27 protein-coding genes and 4 tRNA genes are annotated in these 24,186 nt (G+C 38.4%); 25 read left to right on the top strand and 6 right to left on the bottom strand.

Annotated elements, in window-relative coordinates; translation table 11 throughout:
* Positions 1–121: 121 nt before the first annotated feature.
* From PGN18_RS02375 to PGN18_RS02390, 4 genes are all read left to right on the top strand, one after another.
* A complete protein-coding gene (locus PGN18_RS02375) occupies positions 122–1,726 on the top strand; it encodes a S41 family peptidase (protein WP_335317761.1) in 1,605 nt (534 codons plus the stop codon).
* A 152-nt stretch (positions 1,727–1,878) separates the two neighbouring features.
* Positions 1,879–3,012, top strand: coding sequence for a histidine decarboxylase (locus PGN18_RS02380; RefSeq protein WP_335317762.1), 1,134 nt, complete (start codon positions 1,879–1,881; stop codon positions 3,010–3,012).
* 62 nt (positions 3,013–3,074) lie between these two features.
* On the top strand, positions 3,075–3,671 hold the full coding sequence (locus tag PGN18_RS02385) for a short chain dehydrogenase (protein ID WP_335317763.1): 597 nt from the start codon (positions 3,075–3,077) through the stop codon (positions 3,669–3,671).
* Positions 3,672–3,785: 114 nt separating this feature from the next.
* The gene (locus PGN18_RS02390; RefSeq protein WP_335317764.1) at positions 3,786–4,292 is read left to right on the top strand and encodes a GNAT family N-acetyltransferase; all 507 of its coding nucleotides are present in this window, start codon (positions 3,786–3,788) and stop codon (positions 4,290–4,292) included.
* A 372-nt stretch (positions 4,293–4,664) separates the two neighbouring features.
* On the opposite strand, the gene der is transcribed toward PGN18_RS02390, so the two are convergent.
* A complete protein-coding gene (gene der, locus PGN18_RS02395) occupies positions 4,665–5,966 on the bottom strand; it encodes a ribosome biogenesis GTPase Der (protein WP_335317765.1) in 1,302 nt (433 codons plus the stop codon).
* A 185-nt stretch (positions 5,967–6,151) separates the two neighbouring features.
* Positions 6,152–7,048, bottom strand: a complete 897-nt coding sequence (gene era, locus PGN18_RS02400; protein WP_335317766.1) for a GTPase Era — start codon at positions 7,046–7,048, stop codon at positions 6,152–6,154.
* A gap of 113 nt (positions 7,049–7,161) precedes the next feature.
* On the opposite strand from era, the gene PGN18_RS02405 reads away from it, so the two are divergent.
* Positions 7,162–7,234, top strand: a tRNA-Met gene (locus tag PGN18_RS02405).
* Positions 7,235–7,307: 73 nt separating this feature from the next.
* Positions 7,308–7,379 (top strand) — tRNA-Glu (locus PGN18_RS02410).
* Positions 7,380–7,891: 512 nt separating this feature from the next.
* Here the strand turns inward: PGN18_RS02410 and PGN18_RS02415 are convergent.
* On the bottom strand, positions 7,892–8,443 hold the full coding sequence (locus PGN18_RS02415) for a hypothetical protein (RefSeq protein WP_335317767.1): 552 nt from the start codon (positions 8,441–8,443) through the stop codon (positions 7,892–7,894).
* A 382-nt stretch (positions 8,444–8,825) separates the two neighbouring features.
* Here PGN18_RS02415 and PGN18_RS02420 point away from each other — a divergent pair.
* The 4 genes from PGN18_RS02420 to PGN18_RS02435 all read left to right on the top strand — a co-directional run bounded on the left by PGN18_RS02420 (position 8,826) and on the right by PGN18_RS02435 (position 11,246).
* Positions 8,826–8,901, top strand: a tRNA-Met gene (locus PGN18_RS02420).
* A 29-nt stretch (positions 8,902–8,930) separates the two neighbouring features.
* Positions 8,931–9,002 (top strand) — tRNA-Glu (locus PGN18_RS02425).
* Between the two features lie 248 nt (positions 9,003–9,250).
* Positions 9,251–10,468 carry a site-specific integrase gene (locus PGN18_RS02430; RefSeq protein ID WP_335317768.1) on the top strand — a complete coding sequence of 406 codons (1,218 nt, stop codon included), beginning with the start codon at positions 9,251–9,253 and terminating at the stop codon, positions 10,466–10,468.
* 193 nt (positions 10,469–10,661) lie between these two features.
* Positions 10,662–11,246, top strand: a complete 585-nt coding sequence (locus tag PGN18_RS02435; RefSeq protein ID WP_335317769.1) for a hypothetical protein — start codon at positions 10,662–10,664, stop codon at positions 11,244–11,246.
* A gap of 716 nt (positions 11,247–11,962) precedes the next feature.
* Here PGN18_RS02435 and PGN18_RS02440 read toward each other — a convergent pair.
* The 3 genes from PGN18_RS02440 to PGN18_RS02450 all read right to left on the bottom strand — a co-directional run bounded on the left by PGN18_RS02440 (position 11,963) and on the right by PGN18_RS02450 (position 15,832).
* Positions 11,963–13,498: an ATP-binding protein gene (locus PGN18_RS02440; RefSeq protein ID WP_335317770.1), complete on the bottom strand. Its 1,536-nt coding sequence runs from the start codon at positions 13,496–13,498 to the stop codon at positions 11,963–11,965.
* A 981-nt stretch (positions 13,499–14,479) separates the two neighbouring features.
* Positions 14,480–15,034, bottom strand: coding sequence for a DUF6624 domain-containing protein (locus PGN18_RS02445; protein ID WP_335317771.1), 555 nt, complete (start codon positions 15,032–15,034; stop codon positions 14,480–14,482).
* A gap of 225 nt (positions 15,035–15,259) precedes the next feature.
* Positions 15,260–15,832 carry a hypothetical protein gene (locus PGN18_RS02450; RefSeq protein ID WP_335317772.1) on the bottom strand — a complete coding sequence of 191 codons (573 nt, stop codon included), beginning with the start codon at positions 15,830–15,832 and terminating at the stop codon, positions 15,260–15,262.
* A 574-nt stretch (positions 15,833–16,406) separates the two neighbouring features.
* Here PGN18_RS02450 and PGN18_RS02455 point away from each other — a divergent pair.
* From PGN18_RS02455 to PGN18_RS02525, 15 genes are all read left to right on the top strand, one after another.
* A complete protein-coding gene (locus PGN18_RS02455) occupies positions 16,407–16,655 on the top strand; it encodes a hypothetical protein (RefSeq protein ID WP_335317773.1) in 249 nt (82 codons plus the stop codon).
* Positions 16,652–17,029, top strand: a complete 378-nt coding sequence (locus PGN18_RS02460; RefSeq protein ID WP_335317774.1) for a single-stranded DNA-binding protein — start codon at positions 16,652–16,654, stop codon at positions 17,027–17,029. Before PGN18_RS02455 ends, PGN18_RS02460 begins: the two co-directional genes overlap by 4 nt.
* A 44-nt stretch (positions 17,030–17,073) precedes the next feature.
* Positions 17,074–18,147 (top strand): DUF932 domain-containing protein, encoded by a 1,074-nt coding sequence (locus tag PGN18_RS02465; protein ID WP_335317775.1) that lies wholly within the window; start codon positions 17,074–17,076, stop codon positions 18,145–18,147.
* Positions 18,148–18,199: 52 nt separating this feature from the next.
* Complete coding sequence (locus PGN18_RS02470) at positions 18,200–18,400, top strand: DNA-binding protein (RefSeq protein WP_335317776.1); 201 nt, start codon at positions 18,200–18,202, stop codon at positions 18,398–18,400.
* A gap of 22 nt (positions 18,401–18,422) precedes the next feature.
* On the top strand, positions 18,423–18,668 hold the full coding sequence (locus tag PGN18_RS02475) for a hypothetical protein (protein ID WP_335317777.1): 246 nt from the start codon (positions 18,423–18,425) through the stop codon (positions 18,666–18,668).
* A 51-nt stretch (positions 18,669–18,719) separates the two neighbouring features.
* Positions 18,720–18,890, top strand: coding sequence for a hypothetical protein (locus PGN18_RS02480; RefSeq protein WP_335317778.1), 171 nt, complete (start codon positions 18,720–18,722; stop codon positions 18,888–18,890).
* On the top strand, positions 18,877–19,476 hold the full coding sequence (locus PGN18_RS02485) for a PRTRC system protein E (RefSeq protein ID WP_335317779.1): 600 nt from the start codon (positions 18,877–18,879) through the stop codon (positions 19,474–19,476). The genes PGN18_RS02480 and PGN18_RS02485 overlap by 14 nt, the downstream gene beginning before the upstream one ends.
* A 41-nt stretch (positions 19,477–19,517) precedes the next feature.
* Complete coding sequence (locus PGN18_RS02490) at positions 19,518–19,736, top strand: PRTRC system protein C (protein ID WP_335317780.1); 219 nt, start codon at positions 19,518–19,520, stop codon at positions 19,734–19,736.
* 17 nt (positions 19,737–19,753) lie between these two features.
* Positions 19,754–20,923, top strand: coding sequence for a hypothetical protein (locus PGN18_RS02495; protein WP_335317781.1), 1,170 nt, complete (start codon positions 19,754–19,756; stop codon positions 20,921–20,923).
* The gene (locus PGN18_RS02500; protein ID WP_335317782.1) at positions 20,920–21,255 is read left to right on the top strand and encodes a hypothetical protein; all 336 of its coding nucleotides are present in this window, start codon (positions 20,920–20,922) and stop codon (positions 21,253–21,255) included. The genes PGN18_RS02495 and PGN18_RS02500 overlap by 4 nt, the downstream gene beginning before the upstream one ends.
* Positions 21,206–21,538, top strand: coding sequence for a hypothetical protein (locus PGN18_RS02505; protein ID WP_335317783.1), 333 nt, complete (start codon positions 21,206–21,208; stop codon positions 21,536–21,538). The genes PGN18_RS02500 and PGN18_RS02505 overlap by 50 nt, the downstream gene beginning before the upstream one ends.
* On the top strand, positions 21,517–21,642 hold the full coding sequence (locus PGN18_RS02510) for a hypothetical protein (RefSeq protein WP_335317784.1): 126 nt from the start codon (positions 21,517–21,519) through the stop codon (positions 21,640–21,642). The genes PGN18_RS02505 and PGN18_RS02510 overlap by 22 nt, the downstream gene beginning before the upstream one ends.
* The gene (locus PGN18_RS02515) at positions 21,642–21,815 is read left to right on the top strand and encodes a hypothetical protein (protein WP_335317785.1); all 174 of its coding nucleotides are present in this window, start codon (positions 21,642–21,644) and stop codon (positions 21,813–21,815) included. Before PGN18_RS02510 ends, PGN18_RS02515 begins: the two co-directional genes overlap by 1 nt.
* 555 nt (positions 21,816–22,370) lie before the next feature.
* Positions 22,371–22,955, top strand: coding sequence for an RNA polymerase sigma-70 factor (locus PGN18_RS02520; RefSeq protein WP_335317786.1), 585 nt, complete (start codon positions 22,371–22,373; stop codon positions 22,953–22,955).
* 114 nt (positions 22,956–23,069) lie between these two features.
* A complete protein-coding gene (locus tag PGN18_RS02525; protein ID WP_335317787.1) occupies positions 23,070–24,059 on the top strand; it encodes a FecR family protein in 990 nt (329 codons plus the stop codon).
* Positions 24,060–24,186 lie beyond the last annotated feature (127 nt).

Consider the following 24,186-nt stretch of genomic DNA (forward strand, 5'->3'; position numbering starts at 1 on the left):
TATCAATTTTAACCAATTGCACCAGGTGTTATTTTATGTTAAATATTATAAACAAAAGACATGAAAATGCGGTTAAAAAATATATCAACCCGCTAATTTTCATAAATTTGCAGCACCGCCAATGAAAAAAAATACCAAAAACAATATACTAATCGCTTTAAGCTATTCTGTCATCTTGATAGTGGGTATGTTTTTGGGCATAAAATTTATTAAAGATCAGGGATTTGGCGTTAAAAAAAGCCCTCAGCTTGCTCAAAATAGCGACGAAAAACTAAACGAAATCTTACACATCATCAATGGCAATTATGTTGATGATATCAATACCGATTCACTTCAGAATTTACCTATAGATAGTGTTCTGCACCAGCTAGATCCGCATAGTGTTTACCTGCCTCCAACTGATGTTCAGGATATGACCGATAATCTAGAAGGGAATTTTGAAGGCGTAGGCATAGAATATTATATGCTTAACGATACCATGATGGTTACCGGCGTAGTTAAGGATGGCCCAGCATACCAGGCAGGAATTAAACTGGGCGATAAGATTCTAAGTATTGATACTGCTGTAGTAAGCGGACGAAACCTGCCCAAAGATCAACTTACCGGACGCTTTAAAGGCAAATCTGGAACCGGCGTAAGTGTAGTACTATTGCACCCGGGCGCATCACAGAGCAACCGCATCATGGTTACCCGTGGCAAAGTAAACATCAGCAGTATTGATGCCGCCTACATGATTAACAACGAAACCGGTTATGTAAGGATCAGTAAATTTGGTGCCAGTACGGATAATGATTTCGCTGCTGCAGCCAATAACCTGAAAGCTAAGGGGATGAAAAAACTGATTCTCGATTTGCGCGATAATGGAGGTGGTTATTTTACCGCAGCCACAGGTCTTGCAGATCAGTTTTTGGGCGAGAACAAACTCATTGTATACACCCAGGGCAAACATGAGCCGCGTACCGATTATTTTTCTACCGGTACAGGGGCCTTTCAAAATGGCAAACTGGCCGTTTTGATCAATGAAAACACGGCCTCTGCCAGTGAGATTGTAGCTGGAGCCATCCAGGATCTGGGCCGTGGAATTATTGTTGGCCGCCGCTCTTTTGGCAAAGGTTTGGTACAAGAACAGTTTGCTTTTGGTGATGGCTCTGCATTGAACTTAACTATTGCAAGATATTATACCCCATCCGGCAGAAGTATTCAAAAATCGTATAAAAAAGGTTACGATGCTTATAAACATGAGTTGGACGAAAGGATGATGGACGGGGAGCTTACGGGAGACCACACTTCTTTCCAGGATTCTATCGAGAAAACTGAAGGGGTAATCCAGCATCATCGAAAAATTAAACCGATTGGTGGTATCCAACCAGATGTATTTGTGAAATTAGACACCACCGGCTATAATAAGTTTTACACTAATTTAGTTAACAAAAAAGTGCTTTCTGATTATGTATTCAATGTACTGACCAATAAGTACAATGCCAGTTTTGTAGAGCAGAATATCAATATCTTTACCATAAACGATAATGACTTCAAGGATTTTATCGGGTTTCTGCAACGCAAAAACATCACGATAGATCGGTTTCAATTGTACAATTCAAAAAACGTGATCTTAAATGACCTTAAAGCTTTACTTTGCCGCTATTATCTGGGTGATGTAGGCTACTATAAAGCTGCAAACCAAACCGATAATGCGGTAAGGCAGGCACTCCTCAACCTCCAGTAGCCATATTAAATATGCTTCGAAAGTAGAATTGATTACCAAAATCAGATTTAAATTTCGTTAAAAAACAATTAATCAATATAGTATTTCGATTTAAGATACAATATAGGTATTAAGTTTTGCTTTAATTAATTTTGCTGGCAAACACAACATTTATGGAAGCGAGCAGATTAGAAGCAAAAGACCGGGGCGTATTAAAAGAGCTTTTAGCGAAGGTAAAAGAACAAACCGATTTATTTTTAGGCTATCCGGTAGCTAAAGATTTTGATTACCAGACACTATCAGACTTTTTAAAATACCCGATGAATAATCTGGGCGATCCTTTTGTTACTTCTACTTATGGCGTAGGTTCACGCGAACTGGAAAAAGAAGTAGTGCAATTTTTTGCTGAACTTTTCCGAGCACCCGCTGATAATTGGTGGGGGTATGTAACCAATGGCGGTTCAGAAGGCAATCTCTACGGATTGTACCTTGCCCGCGAGTTACATCCAAAGGGGATGGTTTATTATTCAGAAGCTACGCATTATAGTGTGCAGAAAAACCTGCATTTACTTAATATGCCAAATATCGTTATCCGTACTCAGGAAAATGGCGAAATTGATTATGAAGACCTTGAGTACACCATTAGAATGAACCGCCACATGCCTGTTATTATTATGGCTAACATTGGCACTACCATGACAGAAGCACGTGATGATGTGTCTAAAATTAAAGCCATTTCGAAAAAACTGGCTATCCAGCATTATTATATACACGCTGATGCGGCACTTTCTGGTACTTACAGCGCGCTGATTGAACCAAGACCAGCATTCGATTTTGAAGATGGTGCTGACAGCATCGCCATTAGCGGTCACAAATTTTTAGGTTCGCCCATGCCTTGTGGGGTGGTAGTGGCTAAAAAATCCAACCGTGACCGGATTGCCCGCTCGGTAGCTTATATTGGAAGCGTCGATACGACGATCACAGGATCGAGAAATGGCCATAGTCCATTATTTTTATGGTACACCATCAAACGTTTGGGTATAGCCGGTTTAAAAAGCAGGGCCATGCGAAGTTTGGCAACTGCCGCTTATACCGAACAAAAGCTTCAAGCATTAGGTATCGCCGCCTGGCGAAATGCAAATGCCATTACCGTAAACTTCCCTACCCCATCTGCAAAGATCTGTAAAAAATGGCAACTTGCTGCTGAACAGGGGAACTCACATATCATCTGTATGCCAAATGTAACAGAAGCACATATTGATCTCCTGATTGCCGATTTCAAAACCGAATTGGTGTTACAGGATTAGTACTACAAACATTTCCATACACCGGCTGTTTAATGATGATTATAGAAGTTAAACAGATTTAAATGAAAATCATCATTATAGGCGCAACTGGAACACTGGGTAAAAAAGTAGCCGAAGCTTTTGCATCAAAACACGAGATCATACGTGTAGGAAATACAAAAGGCGACATTCAGGTAGACATTACCAATGAGACATCGATCAAAAACATGTTCGAACAGATCGGTGATTTTGATGCCCTGATCAGTACGAGCGGAAAAGGCCCCTTTGCGGCTGTAAATCAACTAACAGGCGAAATATTCAAAAGTGGTTTGCTGGATAAACTATTAGGACAGATTAATTTGGTACTCATTGGCCAGCATTATATCAACAAAGGCGGATCATTCACACTGACTTCGGGGATATTAGCCGAAAATCCCGTTGCTGCAGGTTCGGTATTGAGCACCGTAAATGGAGGCTTAAATGCATTTATTATAGCGGCCGCCCCGGAACTCGGAAACGGCATTCGCATCAATGCCATCAGTCCCAACGTGGTTGAAGATTCTCCTGCTTATTTCGACTCTTTCCCTGGAGAGATCCCGGTTACCATGGAAAAGGTAATTAAAGCTTATGAGAAAAGTGTATTGGGTATAGTAACGGGTCAGGTGATTAAAGTTTATTAACGACCTTAAGCATTTTGAACAAGTTTAGGATGTGATTACTTAATTAAAGTTTACCATAAAACTTCACTTATTCAAAAGTCCAAGATATATATTAGCCTTTACTACAAAACAAATATGATAGAAACAGAACGTCTTATTCTAAAGCCCCTAACGCACGATCAGCTTTTAAAATATACTAAAGATGACCATTCTTTGGAGCAGGAATTCGGCCTTCTACCAACTAAGAAAAACATTTCTCCTTCGCTTCAAGAGGCATTGGAACAAACTATTCTACCTAACGTTTTTGATAAGGATAAAGATTACCTGTACCATACCCTATGGGCAATTATATCAAAACCGGACAATAGCATGGTAGGCGATATTTGTTTTGTGGGTGAGCCTGACCAAAATGGCGAAATTGAAATTGGTTATGGCACTTATGAAGAATTTAGAGGCAAAGGCTTTATGACTGAAGCAGTAGGCCGATTAATAGATTGGGCCAAGGTACAGCCCAAAGTAAAATCAATTTTTGCAGCTACGACCAAAGATAATGTGGCCTCCTATTCCATTTTAGAAAAAAACAATTTTATCCATATTGGAGAGGTTGATGACATGTTGAGCTGGAAGATTGAATTGAAGTAAGTTTTAGAGCTCAAACCATAAGCGTATTTGAATATAAATTTATATGGTTAACATCATCCTGAATTTATTTCGGGATCCGTCTATAAAATTAAACTCTTACGAGATGCTGAAACAAGTTCAGCAGAACGGACTCTACCCTTCTTTGGAGTTTAGATTTTCGTGGATTTAAAATCCACAAAACGGTGCGACGAAATTACAAATCTCGACGAGCAAATTGTGTTTTGCTCCTAATTAAAAGATTCTTCACTGCGTTCGGAATGAAAATAAACAAAACAGGGCTGCTTCTTTAGAAACAACCCTGTTTAAATAATAATATTGTTTTAGGCGTATCGACCTCATGCCATCCACCTTTAAACCTTCAACCCCAAATACCTATTTCTGTCTGAAATAAATCTGAATTGGTGCGCCGGAAAAATCGAAATTCTCCCTCAATTTATTCTCAATGAAACGTTTATATGGATCTTTGATATATTGAGGCAAATTGCAGAAAAAGGCAAACATTGGCGAATTTCCATTAATCTGAGTGATGTATTTGATCTTAATGTGTTTTCCCTTTAATGCCGGTGGCGGGAATTTCTCGATGAGCGGCAACATGACATCATTTAATTTTGATGTAGGAATTTTCTTACTGCGGTTTTTATAAACCTCCAACGCTGCCTCTATTGCTTTAAAGATCCGCTGCTTGTTTAATACAGAGGTAAAAATAATTGGCACATCGGTAAATGGGCGGATACGTTCGTGAATCTGCTCTTCGAAAGCTTTCATAGTCTGCGTATTTTTCTCAATCAGGTCCCATTTGTTTACCAGAATTACAATACCTTTTTTGTTCTTCTCGGCCAAGTGGAAAATATTGATATCCTGACTTTCAATCCCCTCAACCGCATCAATCATCAAAACCACCACATCAGCTTCTTCTAATGCTTTAATAGTACGCATCACTGAATAGAACTCCAGATTTTCTTTGACCTTTGTCTTTTTACGTAATCCGGCAGTATCGATCAACATAAATTCATGACCGAATTGATTATAGTGAATTTTAATTGAATCGCGGGTTGTACCTGCATTTGCGGTAACAATATTCCGTTCTTTGCCTATTAATGCATTAACTAGAGAGGATTTACCCACATTCGGACGACCAGCAATGGTCACCTTAGGCAATTGGTTTTCTTCTTCGGGAATGTCTTCGAAATTTTTAACAATTTCATCCAACAAATCTCCGGTTCCAGAACCAGTCATTGATGATAATGGATATACTTCACCTAATCCAAAACCATAGAAAGTATGGATTTCGTTATACAGTGCGGTATTATCTACTTTATTGGCGCAAACAAAAACGGGTTTATTACTTCTGCGCAATACCTGGGCAATATCATCATCCAAATCAGTGATACCGGTGGTTACATCTACCATAAAAATTAACACCGTTGCTTCTTCAATGGCAATCATCACCTGCTCACGAATAGCCGCTTCGTAAACGTCTTCAGAGTTGGCTACATAACCGCCCGTATCGATCACGGTAAATTGTTTATCTATCCACTCGCCCACACCATAGTGCCTATCTCGGGTCACCCCGCTCATATCGTCTACAATGGCTTTACGGCTTTCGGTTAATCTGTTAAAAAGGGTGCTCTTGCCTACGTTTGGCCTGCCTACGATGGCTATAATGTTACTCATGGGTCTACTTTTGATAGTTAATGGCTGTAGTTAAAAGTCCTGGTGTTTTAAGCAAGCTGCTCAAACGATCTGGCTTTCAGCCATTGACTATCAACTACTAACCGATTTATTTCGGGCTGCAAAGGTACGGTTATTTTTCCGTAACAGCTATTAATATTAACTTTTCTGCTTTTCTAAAATCGAAATTAATTATCGTAACCAAAGCTTTTTAAATAATTCTTTTTAGTTCTCCAGTCGGGAATTACCTTTACAAACATTTCCAGGAAAACCTTGCTGTCTAAAAATTTCTCGATCTCTAAACGCGCTTCGGTTCCTACCTTTTTCAACATGCTTCCACCGGTACCAATTAAAATGTTTTTTTGTGAATCGCGTTCGACTACAATTTCTGCAGTAATCCTGATCATGGAACCTTTACCATTTTTCATTTCTTCTTCCTTAAAACTCTTTACGATCACTTCTGTGCTATAAGGAATTTCTTTCTGGTAATTCAGGAAGATTTTTTCGCGGATCATCTCCGAAACGAAGAAACGTTCGGAGCGGTCGGTTAAATCTTCCTTGTCGTAATATGGCGGATGTTCTGGCAACATATTAAGTACGCGATCCAACAATCCGTCTACATTGTGTTGATGTAAAGCCGATATCGCATAAACTGCAACCGGATTTAACTTTTCCTGCCAGTAGGCAATTTTTTCTTCTACCTGTTCCTGTGTGGCCTGATCTATCTTATTGATTAACACGATTGTTGAAATATCTTTATTCAGGATTTTATCCAAAACGTCGTCTTCATCATACACCTCATTAATGTCGGTTACAAATAAAAGTACATCAGCATCGGTTAAAGATCCGTTAACAAAGCTCATCATACTTTCCTGCAAACTGTATTTTGGCTTGATTATGCCGGGCGTATCAGAGAAAACGATCTGATAATCCTCTTCATTTACGATACCTAAAATACGGTGCCTTGTAGTTTGCGCCTTCGGGGTAATAATGCTAAGCCGCTCGCCTACAAGCACATTCATAAGGGTAGATTTACCTACATTTGGTTTACCTATTATACTAACAAAACCTGCTTTATGCGCCATTAAATATTTTTTAAAAAAAATTTGCAGTACAAAGAAACGAATTATATCTTTGCATTCCAATTCGGAAACAGAGTTAAGGATTTAATTCATAGAAAAACGAGTTGTATGTAGAGTGCGGGGTGGAGCAGTTGGTAGCTCGTCGGGCTCATAACCCGAAGGTCGCACGTTCGAGTCGTGTCCCCGCTACTAATTCAGTGGGCAGTTTACAGCGATCAATTTAACTGAAAGCTGGGAACTGGGAATTTAAAAACTGAAAAATGGCCCGTTCGTCTAGGGGTGAGGACGCCAGATTTTCATTCTGGAAACAGGGGTTCGATTCCCCTACGGGCTACAAAATCGATGCAAATGACATCAAACCCTGCAAATCAAACATTTGCAGGGTTTTTTATTGCATATTAAAAACCATAGTATGCATCAAATCACAATAAAAACCTGGGTAATCTGCTGCGTATCTAGAATGGACAACATTACGCACCGAATTACAAATAACACACTCTACACCTGGATAGCCGTGAGTAATTAGGTGCGTAGAGCATCAACAACAATCTAGACATCGAAGACTAGTAGGTTAAAATATAGTATATCCCCCTACGAGGCTACTTATTTTTGCCTGAAAAAATGATTATTTGTTGTATTTGATAGGGTACTGGATGACCTGATGTATTCTTACCGCCATTATTAAGATATGTTGGATAATTTAAATGTTGTGTATATTCCCCAGGTCGCTTTAAAATAGTAACTTCGGTCTAGATTTGATAGTAATAATAGTGAAGCACGAATTCCGTTGGAATCTTCACTTCACTATCAATAGCTTTATATAACTTCGAAATACCTTGAATTAGCTTAATGAGGATCGGCCTGTATCTGAAAATCATAACTGCGAATTAATGAATCCAATTGCTTACTTTGTGAAAATTCAATGCAAGACTTCATATAAGGTTTCCTCCCTTCATAATCTGCGATCTGGGAAGGCTCAATAGAAAGAAAAGTTTTGTATGCCAGGCTGTCAATAGCCTTGTAAATGTTTCGGGTGCCAGAACGATTATAATCAGTTATCTCTACATATACTGTTTTACTAATGTCGTTTTGAAGTGCTGTATCTTGCTTGTTTATTAAAGACAAACAACTGCACAATGCATACTCCTTTGCCCATTGTCGTTTTTCGTTTAAGACCGACACATTGGCTTGTTTTTTACTCACCTTGCAGCCTCCTATGTAAAGTAAAATGCACATAAATGGCATTATCAAAAATGTTTTTTTCATGGTAACTTCCAAACTGTAACTTTTGCCGTTCCGCTTCGCATTAAAATAATCGTGACCACCAATAGCCATGCCCCCTGTCCACAAAGTCGCATGCCCCATGGCTTCGAATTTTGATGGGCAGTTCGGTTGCATAATATACAAACCTTTTATGTTTTTTAATTTTTCCCTAAAAGCGTTCCTTGAGGGCCGCCGTCAGCAGCATTGAATTCAACTTTATCAGTGGTTGAAAAAATCTGCTTTACATAATTATAGCGATGTGCTGATGAAACGAAGCAACACTTACCACCTGCACCACTTTTTGTCTTTCCCGGGATATAAGGAATTGCAATCCCCAAATAATTCCCCTTATAACAACACAACCTACTCATTATCAATCCATACAAACATACTGACTTTGTTAAGTTAACAGCGCTATCCACAATATTTTAAAAAATTTCAGAAATAGCTTTGCAGATATGAAAACAATTTATACCTTTGCACTCCCTCAAACGGATATTTGGGGCGAAAAATAGAGTGCGGGGTGGAGCAGTTGGTAGCTCGTCGGGCTCATAACCCGAAGGTCGCACGTTCGAGTCGTGTCCCCGCTACCAAAAGAGTTGAAAGACACTCTGATTAAAATGGCCCGTTCGTCTAGGGGTGAGGACGCCAGATTTTCATTCTGGAAACAGGGGTTCGATTCCCCTACGGGCTACAAAAATCAATGTCAAATGATGTCAAAAACCTGCAAATCAAACATTTGCAGGTTTTTTTATTGGTATCAAAAACCTAAAACTTGCATCAAATCACAATAAAAAAGTGTGTAATTCGGTGCGTATCCAAAATAAAAATACTACGCACCGAATTTATTTCAATCACCTGAACACCAACATGTTCAGTCATTAAACATCTTGATACCGGAAAGCTGTTGTCTTACTTTTGTTTCACTCTAAGTAAGTAATTATGAAAGGTAATTTCTATCTGCTTTTTTATCTAAGAAAGCAAAAAATCTACAAAGGAGGCCCAAGAGCCATTTATATGCGCATTACTGTAGGCGGTAAACGGGCGGAAATGTCTATAGGACGTGAATGTGAACCCGGAAAATGGAATAGTTCAGCCGGGCGTGCTGTTGGCACTAAGGAAGATATCCGAACACTCAACACCTATCTAGATAGTCTGCAAAGCAAGATGAGGATAGCTCACCAAGCTTTACTCGACACAGGGCAACAGGTTACAGCAGTGAGCCTACAAGGACAGTTTACCGGCAAATCCAAAAAAAGCATCTATCTGATGAAGTTATTTGCAGAACACAATGCTAGGGTAAAGGAATTAATTGGCAATGGCTTTGAAGCCAATACACTAAAAGGCTACATTACATCTGAAAAACATTTAACAGGTTTCCTTCGAAAACAGTACGCCAAGGATGATATCCAAATAAGTGAACTAAACTATGCCTTCATTACCAATTTTGAATATTATCTACGGGCCGATTGCAAGTGTAGCGATGTTTCTGCCGCAAAATATATTAAACACCTTAAAAAGATCGTCAACCACTGTATGACCAATGGCTGGCTAAAACACGCTCCCTTTATCGGTTATAAATCAACAGCAAAAGCCAAAGAACGCAGCTACCTAACCCAAGAGGAAATAGATAAGATTATAGTCAAAGAGTTTGTTATAGGGAGGTTGCAGCAAGTTAGGGATATTTTCATTTTTTGTTGCTTTACAGGACTATCCTATGCTGATGTCAAAAAACTAAAACGGACAGAAATCGTTAAAGGGATAGATGGCGAAAAGTGGATATTTACAAAGAGGCAAAAAACTGATACATCATCCCATATACCAATTTTACCAAGTGCCATTGAAATATTGAACCGCTATAAAGACAACCCTGAATGCGAAAACAAAGGCCTGTTATTGCCAGTGTTAAGCAATCAGAAGATGAACGCTTACTTAAAAGAAATAGCGGATGTTTGTGGTATAGCTAAACATTTGACATTTCACTTGGCAAGGCACACATTTGCAACTACAATCACGCTTTCTAATGGGGTTCCAATCGAGACGGTAAGCAAAATCTTAGGACACACTGCCTTAAAAACTACTCAGCACTATGCTAAAGTCCTTGACATTAAAGTAAGTCGGGATATGAGCAAGCTTAAACAGCAGTTCAGTCATATCTAAACCACGTAATTTAACTTTCACAGCAAATGTTAAAAGCCCCATATTTCTTTTGGGGCTTTTAACATTTTTGAATATCTAGTTGGGAATAGACGGAACTCGAACATCCATACATAAGTGCCTATAAATTTATTCAATCAAAGCAAGTATGGCATGTTGATGCGCCATTTATCGGACAATAATATATAATTATTTAATGGAACTTTTACTAATTCTGATGACAACGTTAATTAAGTCCATAACTTTAGATAAGCCTCTAGATAGCCCGATAGTGAACGCTGTAAGATATAACACGCATATTGAAATGTTATCGCCTGACAGAACGGTTACGAAGAATGATACGCAATTGAACATCTTTAAAATGGAAAATTTTATGATTTATCAAGTTCCCATCTACATGGGTAAACCGAATACAAAGCACACTGAAAAAGAAACCGTAACCGAAGTCGAAATAACCGATAGCGTCACCAGCTATTCATACTTTATACAAAAGATGGGCGATAAGAATGCCTATTATTTTCAATTGGGTAATATCGAACAAATGCAGAAAGATCAAGGTTCAAAGCTGTTAGGTAATTATATTGGAAACCGTGGAGCAATGTTCCATGGCAATAATTTTCTTAAGATATCTACTGAACAAGTAGAGGCGGACAATGTTGAGATTTTCCGGTATGTGCCAAAAAGAAAGCTCGATGATAGCTATTGTGACTCAACATATATCTATTTAAAGAAGACCCCTAACGAAAGTATCTATTCCATAGCACCAAATTACAAGAATTAACTGGCAAAACAGCTATAAAGGCCGTGATGATGTTCAGTGATAAGAAAGATGCTCTTGGACAAGTTATAGCTCCTAGGAGGCAGATTTACATTGAAATTTTAGAGCATCGTTTAGAATTGCCAAAAAGTGTCCTAAAAATGGTAGAGAAGGTAAAATCACAAAATCATTAGTAACACAGCTAAAAAAAATTTTAAGAGGGAACCGCAAGCCGTAGATATGCCCCCAAGTTTTATTCAGGGCTAAAGTTTCATCCTTGAAGTTTGTTTCAGGATTGGACTAAAGACATTTTGGTATTTTTCCTACTACTGATAGAGGGCTCAAAAAAAGTTGGCGTTTGGTTAGATAAGTATGAAAAGATGGAGAAGAAATAACTTCTAACTGCTCCTTTTGGTTAGATTAATGCTTTCATAATCTTAGGTAGAGTTTTAGTTTGAAAAGTTTAGATAATGTTTTATTTTTGGACTGATAGAAAGCATAGATAAATCCTTATTAGAATTTAAAAGGGAACCGCAACCCCGACGATATCCCCTGGATTAATTCCGGGGTTATCTGTTTTAGAAAAAAGTACATCCAGCGCCTCTTCTGAATTTATGGAAAAAATTACTTTGGTAAATCATCGTTGTTACGATTGAAATACATCTCTTTTACCTAGCCACCAACTTTCCTATGCTTCCAAAAGCCGTTAATAAATTGCGGTTTTGAATTCACAGTGGAAGTCAAAGGATTTGCTTCAGCATATCGTGGAGATCCTCGGGTTTGAACGGTTTAAGCAGACAATTGTCCAGATATTCATATCCCTTGGTTTTTTCAATCGCTGCACCTATGGATGCGGTTACAGCAATAATTACAGTTGCTGCTTTTTTCTGATCCGGCAATTCTCTAATCAACCTGGACGCTTCAAACCCATCCATCACCGGCATATTGATATCCATTAGTACCACATCATAATCATTTTCCAATACTGCTTCAACGGCAAGCTTTCCATTCTCGACAACAATGGGTAATATCGACCAGCCCCATAAAATCTCAGTCATCACAAGCACATTTATAGGATTATCCTCGGCTACAAGGATTTTCAGGTCACTCAAATCTCTGAGCTCTGGCCTGGATCTTTTTTCGTGAACAAATTCCTGTCCAACATTCTTAAATTCAAGAGAAAAACTAAATGATGAACCTATTCCTTCCTGGGTGTCCAAATTTAAATTGCCACCAAGAAAATCAATCAATCTTTTGGCAATGGTCAAGCCAAGACCTGTACCATGATATTGCCGGTTTATGCCAGAATTCGCCTGCGCATAAGGCTCATAGATGAAGGCGATCTCCTCTTTTGGTATGCCGATGCCACTATCTTCAATTGAAAAGTTGACAGCTAGATGTACTTCATCTATCTGTGATGTTTCTACTTTCACGTTTACATATCCGGCATTTGTAAATTTGACAGCATTTCCCACAAGGTTAAATAAAATTTGGACTAGCCGGGGCTGATCGCCTTTTAAGATTCTACCGAGCAGGGATTCGGAATGCGTACATTTAAAATCGATACCCTTATTCTCCGCAGCTACTTTGAAGGTACTGCAAAGATTCGAAAGAAGATTGTCCAAACGGAACTCAATAGATTTTGTTTCTAGTTTTCCCGCATCAATCTTATTGAAATCAAGAATATCATTTATGATGTTCATCAAATTTTCTGAAGAAAATTGAAGTACGTTTAAATTCTCTACCTGCTCTTTCAAATGCGGTTTAGTTATCAGCACATTTGTCATGCCTATTACTGCATTTAGCGGCGTACGTAGCTCATGGGACATTGTCGAAAGAAAATTAGTTTTCTCTTCAGCAGTATACTTGGCTGCCCGTAAAGCTTCTGTCAGCCGTTCACGCTGCACTTGATTTTTTTTGAAAGTTAATTTAAGTGCTCTAAAAAAAAAGTAATGAATGTAAAGAATCGACACAAAATTATATACAAGTATTACCTGGTAAGCCAGATAGTTTAGACTTTGAAACTGCAAATCAAAATTGATCTTGATAAATTTGCTGAACCATCCGAAAATTAGCAGGGGTACAATATTGATAGCTGCATAAGTGATTCCCCACCTTTCTTCAAAAATGTAAAAACCACAGGTAACTATAAGAACGATAAACTGCCCTGTGACTAGATTTATACCTTCCCGAATGAATATAACATTTGTTAAAACCAGAATCGATAGACAGCACAAAAATGAATGACCAATCTTTTTCCAGGAAAATCCTTTCATCAGAAAATAAAGATTCAGCAGAATTACAATATCCAGGATGGCAGTCCGCCATAAGAGATAGTTTCTTTCAGTAAAAGAGAAAAAGAGAGTCAGAACTGTAAAAAGGATGCCATATAATAACAGTAAGGTGCTTAGAATCCGGATCTTTGCAATATTGAATGAATTAGTTTCCTGTGTCAAAATCTTCGCGGCAATGTTAGGGTATAATGATAGAAGCATAAATTGGAATTTGGTAATTGCTAATTTAACAATTTTATATTATGAATATCCTGATCTAATATATATGAGTGATGACATCCTTGTAAGGACTAATAAAGACATTTACGGACAAAAACTACCACTCAGTGCAACCGATGGCTAGAATGGTTTACCAAGATGTAATTTAAATCGATAAAAAGATCAGGACATGGAATTAACAGTTTTAGACCTTCACGTTTGCCAGTTGCTGGGCATCACTAGACGCACGCTGCAATGCTAAAGGGTTACTTTTCAGCGATTCAAATTTTCTTCAGAAATAAAAGCGATGACTTGCTAGTTGAGTTTATACTGTCAGCTTGTTTTCATTTGTCTTAACAGAGATACGTAATATCTGTTTAACAAACTAGATAACGTGCTTTGGATTTTATTCTTTTGACTTATTTGGGTTTTAACGAATATAAATTTTAAGCTTAAATCCTATTGACTGCAACGATTTCGAAAAAAATTATAATTTTTTCTTGAACATGAAGTCCAGCAAGTTTAGGATCAGCATAAATAATTCTTACGAACAATGAAATTATAAAATTACCATAACTGATAATACAACGGGAGATTTATGGCATAAATATGAGGAGGATAAATATGTACTTTTAACCAAACTTATGTTTACATAATTTTTATATTTAACTCGTGTTTTGAATCCTTTTCATTAGTGAAAAGGATTTTTATATTTGATACACCAGAGGGTACAGAATCTCGATGAAAAATTTCCAAATTTTCTGCTCAAATCCATCCAACCTTTTTTCGCCATCGGTTAAACTCCTGATTGTCCCGGTGTAAGTCTGACTGAGCGGTTTTATCTTTCACTTCGATGATAAGAGCTTCATCACGAGGTTCCAATTGCAATTCTTTTCGCAAGAGCTTCATCTCTTCTAAATTCTCTATAGGATATACACAGTTTTTATCAAACTGGGTACCATATCTCTGCGGCCTACCTTCAAAATAACAAAGCCTGTCATAAAGATAAGCCAGTTGTTTGGGACTGGCGTTTGGATCATCAGAAAGCAGGTTATAGCATTTTTTCATAAAGTTTGGTTCGCTAATGGCGTGCTGAACGATCAACCATGCTGCGTCGCTCGCTTCTCTTCCTACTTTTTCTATCGAAGGATAACCGATCGCATCTATAATTTCTTCTAATCTTGAAGCATTGTACCGATGGACTTTCTCCATGTCAGGATTATATCCAGGAGAAAGTTTACCTGATTTGGATAGTTCATCCCTGATTTTCAGGTCATGCTGGGCCATAGCTACTAACTCGCCTGCGATATGTGTCATCATAACGGATATTTTTAAATTCCTTTTAAATGTAATCATTTCAGCCGGAACATACTGTACATGAGCCAATAATGAAAATTTACGATAGCTAAAGGGTTTGTCGGTGATCTTATCTCTCACATGTTGAGGATGCTAATTTGGATTTCAGTTTTTATGGATAAATTCTTTCAGGTATTTAATAATTCTTAGTAATTGACTAAAAAAGCTATTGGTGGATCTCGTACAATATCAGCCCCTAATGACATACTTACTCACCAATTCCAAAAATTGTTCTTTGGATAAACTATGATCAACAATTTCTTCAAGTATGTCTGTTCGGTTAGCATGTTCTATTTCTAAAAATTCTGATACGTAATCCCAAGGATCATCACCTAAATTTTGCCGATTATATTCTATAGATTTCATGATATTGATCACCTCGTCTACATTCATTAAAACTTCGCCTATCAGGTCCACGTTTCGGCTCTGATAAAATTCACCTATAGAAGTACACATCAAGGCAATTTGTGTGGCAACGCTTGCGTAAAAAGTAGTGTACTCTTCGTAAGAGGGTGCCAACTTATAAAATGAATTCACATCTGATTTAAAATTATATTGCGAATCGAAAATGCTATTTAGGCATTCCTCATAAAATGTATTGATCTTTCCTGATGCATCTTCAAACTTTAAAGTATAATCGAACTTGTCACCCTTTATTTCTTCTTCGAAAAGGGCATATAAGTTCTTAACTCTTCCTAAACAGGTGGTCAAAAATGCAAATTGACTATCAAATTGCTGATGATTTATTTCCAACTCGCTCATATATGATTATGGTTTATTTATTTACAGTAAAGCTATTTAAGCTCGTGTACAGTTAATTAATTATTATTCTGATTTATAGTGATAAACTACATAAATTAAATGAAAAATTTAGTACCCTCCTTAGAGACTATCTGAGACCGGCGAGAGGCAAAACTATAAAAACCATATAAAATATCGCATACACAAAACCTAATTTGAGCTAGCCAATGGCTGGCCATTGGTGCTAAGACTTTTATCCAAACCGATGGCTTTTTCAATAGTGATTTTTTTAATTACAACCAATTTCATTAATAAGTCCTGCCGGAATTTTCCTAAAACTTTATAGCCTAAGCCCATTTGCGCCATGTTCTCAGCACCCAGTAAATAAGCTTATGGCTACTTAAAAAAAGGCAAATTGAAAATCTTGTCCTATTCGGTTCCTAATCCGTCGATTTTCAAATCTCCTTTGCAGGCTTGATAGGCTGATTATTTATTACAAAGAATTATAATATAGTTTCCATCATCAACCGGTAAAAAGGCAGCTAAGGTATAGCTGGCTCCCAACACCCTAACCCAACCAAAAGACTACGGCATAATGGCAAGACAAAATGAAGGCTCCGCCGAAGCTAGTGTGTTGCCTTACCACCCTTCGGGACTTATTCCGTTTCCTTTTGGTTTTCCGCGCAGCCCGCTTGAATTATCTGCTTTCTTTTTTCCGGTTTTTCTTTTGGAAAATATCAGGCGAAGCAAGGCAAAGCCAATCAAGCGAGCCGATCACAGGAAGCCGGGAACAAGAAAAGCGAACGTAACAAAATTTAAAAACTTTAAAACAGGACGATTATGAACATTATCGGAAGACTGACAAGAGATGCGGAAGTGCGCACATTGTCAAATGAAAAACAAGTAGTGAACTTTTCAGTTGCGGTGGGCGACAGCTACCGCAACGGACAGGGCGAGCGTGTAGAGCAAACAACCTTTTTTGATTGTGCCTACTGGCTATCTGCGAATGTGGCAAAACTACTCACAAAGGGCACCCTGGTAGAACTCACAGGCAGGGTAAGTACAAGGGCGTGGATAGGAAAAGACGGAGAAGCACATGCGGGGCTGAACTTCAATACCTCACAGATTAAATTGCATGGAGGTAGCAAAAAAGCCGAGACCGCACAGGCTACTACAGGAACAAAAAAGAATAAATCAGAGGATGATCTCCCATTTTAACAGCGAAAATTCAATCTTTTTTTAACATCAAAATCTAAAGCATCATGGCACATAATATTAATTGCAACGAGAGAACAGGACGGTATTCATTTTTCAGCGTGAAACAAAAAGCGTGGCACGGTTTGGGGCAAATCGTGGAACAATACCCAACAAGTGAAGAAGCTATCAAATATGCAGGACTGGATTATGAAGTAGTTAAATCACCGCTATTTACCAAAGGTTCGAGCATTATCGAAACTTCGGAGGGGATAGAGATAGGCAGTAGCGAATTAGATGTTCCTGACTATTTCGCCAACATCCGTACCGATAACAATGCCATATTGGGCGTAGTCGGTAAAGATTACCACATCGTACAGAACCGCGAGTCCTTTAATTTCTTTGACAGTATTGTAGGCGGTGGCCAGGGCATCCTGTACGAGACCGCAGGGGCATTAGGTAACGGAGAACGAATATTTATCACCGCGAAACTGCCCGGGTATATCCGTGTGGGCAATGGCGATGATGTAACGGAAAAATACATCTTCCTAACCACTTCACACGATGGGAGCGGAAGCATTACCGCAGCATTTACCCCCATTAGGATCGTATGCCAGAACACCCTTAACGCTTCGCTAAAGAGTATGACCAATGTTGTGCGTATCAAACACACTTCAGGAGCCAAACAGCGGATTGAGAATGCACACAAGATTATGGGACTTGCCAATACGTTAAGTGGACAGTTAGAGGGCATTTTCAACGAGTGGACGAAAGTTAAGGTAAACGACAAAGAAGTAAGAAAACTCATCCAACTGGCACTTTGCCCGAACAAGGAAACGCTTGACCTTATTAAAAAAGGAGCGGAAGAAGAAATTTCCACTGTATTTAAAAATACCGTCGAGGATGCCTTCGCCTATGCGATGCTCAGTGACACGCAGCAAATGGAAACAACCAAAGGTACATTGTTCGGAGCGTACAATGCTGTTACAGGTTACTATCAGAATGTAAGAAATTACAAGAATGACGAAACCAAGTTGCAGAGTATTGTAATGGGTGGTACTGCCCAACTCAAATCACAGAAAGCATTTGAATTGTGTACCGCATTTGCTTTGGACGGTGCTGAAATCTTCAGCCTTAATTAAACAACCACAGGCTACCGCCTTAATCGGTGGTAGCCTACCTAAAACAATCTATATGATAGCAACAAGAGAAGAAGCAAAAAGTATAGCTAAGGAAATGAGCCTAGAAACGCTATACAGAGATGAAGCGATATACATCATCTACTGTAACAGATCGGAATCTTTTTATGTCGATGCCAACAGCCTGATACGGCTTTGGGAACGGCTGATAGGCTATTATGGAAATGGCGTTTACACCGCTGAAAAATCACTTTAACAAACAAAAAATTCATACGGTTATGGCAAATGAAAAAAGTAAAAAACATCCGTTTCTAGACCTTGAACATATCAAAATCGTAAAAAAAGAACGAATGCAGAGACATCAGGATATAGCTAAGAAAGACTGTAAAAGTAAGTTTGCATATGCAGACTGGCTTTTTAACCAATTTGTAGATGCAGAACGCAGGGACAAACAGGACTGGTCGCTAATTTTCTGGAACGCCTTAACTCAATATGCAGAAATAGGATTATGTAGTAAGGCATAGCTGGAGGAACGGCTGTATGCATTCAAGCTTGACATCATCATAGCAGAAGCGATGGCAGGTTGGAATACCCACCTATTGATACTAAGAGGAGAAAAAACGGAGGAGGATTACAAAGTTAGGATGGAAGCATACGAAAAACGTTTACGTGCCATTGGGCATGACGAAACAACAATCAAAATAATGGTAGAATACAAAATCAGATTAAATTATGGCACCGACTAATTTTTTTAAACAAATACATCAACTGGACTTCACAGGCGTATTGCAACTGAACATTTCAAAGGGGATAGAAAGCAATCTCATTGTAACGGTATTGCTTAATAATGAGAAATGCGGAGATATTGCCAAAAACGGTATTCCGCCTTTGACATTCAACGCCACACCACAGGAATTCGATGAGGGATTTTTTGAGCAGATCACCACACCGATACAAAAGGTATCGGGTTTAATGGTGGATATGGAAAAATTCTTAAAGCAGTTGGAAGAAGCTAAAAAGCAATCTGCAATCGAGAAAGACAAAGCCGACAAAGCGAAAAAAGAAAAAGAAGCCAAAGACAAAAAGTTTAAAGATGGCATGGCGAAGGCGGATGAACTGGAGGCAGCAGGAAAGTTCCGTGAAGCTTGGATGAAAGTTCCCGACTTACCGAATTTCCTGAAAAAGCGGACGAGATATGCAAGCGCAAAACATCGTTATCTGACAAATTTGCAGCACCAAGCCTTTTTGGGGAAATGGAGGGACTGGCGCCCCTACCGCAAGAGCCACAACAAGAAGAAGAAGTTACTGCCGATTATCCTACCCGTGAAATAGGTGAAGAAGTATAAAAGTGTTAATCCGAAAATCGAAAAGTTATGTTATTAGCAACGCAATTAGAACGAGTGTTCATACTCAAAGATAAAGGGCAGGACATCAGACTGACTGACCCCGAACCACGTTGGAGCGTGGAAGCGGTCATGAATTTTTACACCAATCTGTACCCTATTCTAACGACTGCAAAAGTATCTGCACCGCAGATAAAAGATGATGCGGTAGAGTACAAATTTGAGAGCGTAATGGGTACGAAAGGTTAAATCAAAAATCAAAAACGATGAATTATGCAAAAGGGCATCATATCGGGCATTATCAGCCTACCCGAACAGAAACGGCAACAGCAGTTGCACCGACAGTTGGGCAAGTTCGCAAAATGGCTACAAAAACCAAAGGATGCAAGCCAGGTGCAGAAAGACAAACAGAAGTCCGTACCAATAGCCATGCTACCAATGGTATTCTAAAGTGTACATTTCTGCCTAAACTGAAAACGGCACAACCCGTACAGGCTTGTCAGAAAACGGAGAAGGATTTTTATCAGTCCCTTTCCAAACTTGCCGGGCATTACAGCATTGAGCCTATGCAGACCCAACAGAATTATAGCTTTCCCTACAATATGGTTTTGGCAATGTGGGATATGGAAACCAAAGTAAAACGCACCACTACAAATTGGGATGGTTTCAAATTGGTACAGGGCAGTAACAAAACGTTTTTTACAACTGAGGAAAAGTATAACGTGGGTACAACCTTATATTACATTCCTATTGTGCCACTCTTTAAGATGCTCAAAGACCCAAACCGCAAAAAGACGGCACAACTACTTATTTCGGTTTGCAGTTACCTGTACCATATCGCAGATATTCCATATTACAGGCAACAGGACAGCTACCTGTATTGGATGTATCAAATGCACAAAGATTGGGTAGAACATGACGATGAAACGGACGAAACCGCAATGTATTTAAGCGAGTTGAGAAATGCCGAATATCTTGGCAACAAGATAGAACAGAAATTATTTAACCGTGCCAATCTGAAGTTCTTTGAACAGCGTTTGAACCGATTTAAATGCCTTGAGACCTTTGACACGCAATGTTGGCAGGTGGCTTGTAATGCCTTTGTCCTATATACGGAATATCCGACAGCAAGCATTTTTAGAAATGCACCAATGCCCGAAAAAGACCCCTATAATGATGATTATGAGAATGAAGTGATAGGGATGCAAAAATATATCTCATTTGTTGCAGATACCAAAGGTTGGCTATATGAAAGCCTTACGGACAGTATCAATAACGAGTTTAATGAATATGGAGAAATGGAAGAGCCGACCATTAGCAAATCATTTGACGGTAGCAAATTAACTAAGGTTAATCTTGATTTTGAGAACCGTCTGTTTACCCTACTGGATGACCTCTGCAACGTATTATATGACTATAAAAGAACAGAAAAATGAACAACGCAAATAACGTCACCGAAAATTTCGGCACATTGTACCACCCAAAATCGGCATTGGTTTTTTATGAAACCGCAGGAACGGAAACCGATATGTACGTGGAGCATTTTGACATGGACAGTAACGGAATGCCTGTAAATGCCCACCCATTGAACGTAAAAGAAGCCAATGTATTGGCAAAGGCTTTACAAACTGATGAAGAAAAGAGCAAAGCCTTTTTAAAGCCAAAAGGTATTTTGCCGACAAACATTCTGCACATCAATCCGAGCGAGAAAGGTACGGGTGCTATGGTACACCAAAGCACACCAACGACAACTGTACTTTGTAAATGATTTAGGCATACCCAACGAAGTGGCACAAGTACCGCCAATGCTATGGTTTGCCAATAAAAACAGCCTTTCCGTTTTTGCCCTTGCAACAGATAGAAGACCAACAGAAAAAACGCCTTTGCATTACGCACCCTTTTTTAACATCTATGAAGATGGCAGGGTGTGTATGGGTACGGTAACAATTGACATTAAAAATTGGCTTCGGTTGAGGAATTTGTACAGGCTTGGGAAAGCTACTTTTTTAATAGTTATTTCAGCCACTTATTGGGAAACCATAGCCCCATAAAAGGGAATTGTGTGAATACATGGAAAGACCTTATCGGAACAGGCAAACCCTTTCCTAAAGAAATATTGAAAAGCAATAATAAGACACTTAAAAATCTATTGTGATGAATACAGCAAAAACAGCAGTCCATTTTACGGACAATGTGTTAATAAGTCCTACCAACCCCATTTCGGTAAACCTTATCGGAGCAGGTGGCACAGGTTCAAAAGTATTAACCGCTTTAATGGAAATAAACGAGAGCCTGATCGCATTGGGACAATATGCTTTGTTCTTTTGACGATACTTAAGATAAATAAGTTACTTTTCTTAAGTCATATAGCATAGTAATATGATAAAGAGTTTGATAGCTTTTTGGAATCGCCTGGCGGTAGAAATATGCAGGTTGTAGAACCAGCAACCCTATTATAAGACTTATTATAGCTTTCAGATGCATATTTACTCTCTTATTATTTATATTTAAATTATCATGTTTTTAAATTTTCCGGTTATAAACTTTATGATCCTCGGACCTTATTACACAAATAATTACAAAAGATTTTCATCATTTACTCAGACCGAATGGAAAATAGTGCTCTATAAATGCAAAAAACATATCCGTATAAGATTAAAGCAAGGTACTTCGAGCGGAGCACACGCTGCATCTACAGTGGGTAGTGACCTCGTTGAATTCTCAAAAAATAATAGCATATGAGAAACTACATCTGTGAGCTTGATTACCTCAGTTAAAGCAATCAATTTTCTTTCGACTTTTTTAAAACTATTTATTCTGCAGACAAATGTTATTATTTAATACGAATTTATATATTAGGGATTTTAACTACAGGTAATTAAAATGGAAGCGTCGTCTTATTCTGACAAGCAACTGCTTGATGGCTTGAAAAAGGATAGTATTGATGCCTTTGATAAGCTTTATTTTCGTTACTGGAAACAGTCTTTTCAGATCGCCAATAAAATACTCCATAATGCTTCTGTTTCAGAAGACGTAGTGCAAGAAGTCTTTGCAGATCTATGGTTAAAGCGGAATAATGCCTTTATTTATAACTTCAAATCATATATTTTCCAGTCAACACGTTTTCAGGTATTTAAAATCATTAGACATAACAAAGTTATCGCTGCATCTGTAGAGAGAGATTTTATCATGAATTTTGCAACTAATGATGGAATCCATAATCTTGCTTTAAATGATATTAAGCAAATTCTTGATGAAACTGTAGCTTCACTGCCCACCAAGTGTCGAGAAATATTTACTCTGAGCAGGCACAAACATATGACCAGCAAAGAAATTGCGAGGTATCTCAATATTTCTCCGAAGACTGTTGACAATCAGATCAACATTGCTTTAAAAAAGATCAGGGCATCTTTTTCTTCTTCATTTGTACTAATTGAGATCCTTATTTCATTATATGATAAGCATTGACTACTTAGCTTTTGGAAATTAAGGTAGAATCATCTGGGTGATGAGCCCGCTTTAAGGTACATAAGTTATATGGGTTACATATATTTTCCTAAAAACCCGGATATACCTTGGTAGATGAAAAAGAACTTTATTAAAAGATTGGCGGATAAATATGTTGATGGGACCATTTCTGATAAGGAGAAAGTACTTATTGAAAGTTATTTTGAACACAAACAAAATCAAGAAGCCGACGATATAAGTGATAGTAATAGAGCGCAACATATTCTAGACCGTATCCATGCTCAGATTTCAGCAAATAAAAACAACCGCCGTAGTCACATGCCGTACTATTGGGCAGCTGCAGCAATTGTCTTACTTTCCATAGCATCGTTATACATTTTTAAGCTGGATACTGATCTTTATACCCAACCTAGCATGGTTGAGGTAAAGACTAATAAGGGAGAAAAGAAAAAAGTTGTATTGCCTGATGGTTCCGTAGTCATCCTAAATTCAGGCAGTCAGTTGCACTATGCAAGTCATTTTAAGGATACGGTTAGAAAGATTGATTTGCAGGGTGAGGCTTATTTTGATGTGGTACACGATTCAAAAAAACCTTTTATAGTGCACAGTGAAAAAATGGATGTCAAAGTCGTCGGTACCTTGTTTAATGTAAAGGTTTATAAAGGGGAACCTGCAGAAGCATCATTAGTAAAGGGGGCAGTTCAGATCTTCCTTCCTGCCGTAAAAAAAGCACTGATCACACTCAAGCCTGATCAAAAATTTACCCTTGGGCAGGATGCTGTCCTGGTGCCATCAAAACAATTGGTAGCCAGGGGTAAAGATTTTATTGTTACAGTACCTAAAGAGTTGATAACCAGCTCCAGGACGAAAGAGATTGAATGGGTGCATAACCGCCTGAGTTTTGATGATCAGAGTTTTAAAGAGGTGGCAGCCTTGCTGGAACGCTGGTATGATGTAACCATTACGATAGATAATCCAGAACTGCTGAAATACAGATTTACCGGTACCTTTAATGATACCGGACTAATCGATATCCTGGATGCACTCAAGGCCTCCCAGGATTTCAAATATAGAAAGGAGGGTGAACGGATAAATATTTACTGAAATAACAGGGAAATACCTATGGTAGATCCCTGTCGATAAGCAATTAACCGGGCAGACAAATTTGCGATGAGGCTGCCTCAATTAACCAAAATCTTCTTAAAAGTAATAAGAATACCTTAATTATCCA

This window comes from Pedobacter terrae (assembly GCF_036946585.1).
Classification (GTDB): Bacteria; Bacteroidota; Bacteroidia; order Sphingobacteriales; family Sphingobacteriaceae; genus Pedobacter; species Pedobacter terrae_C.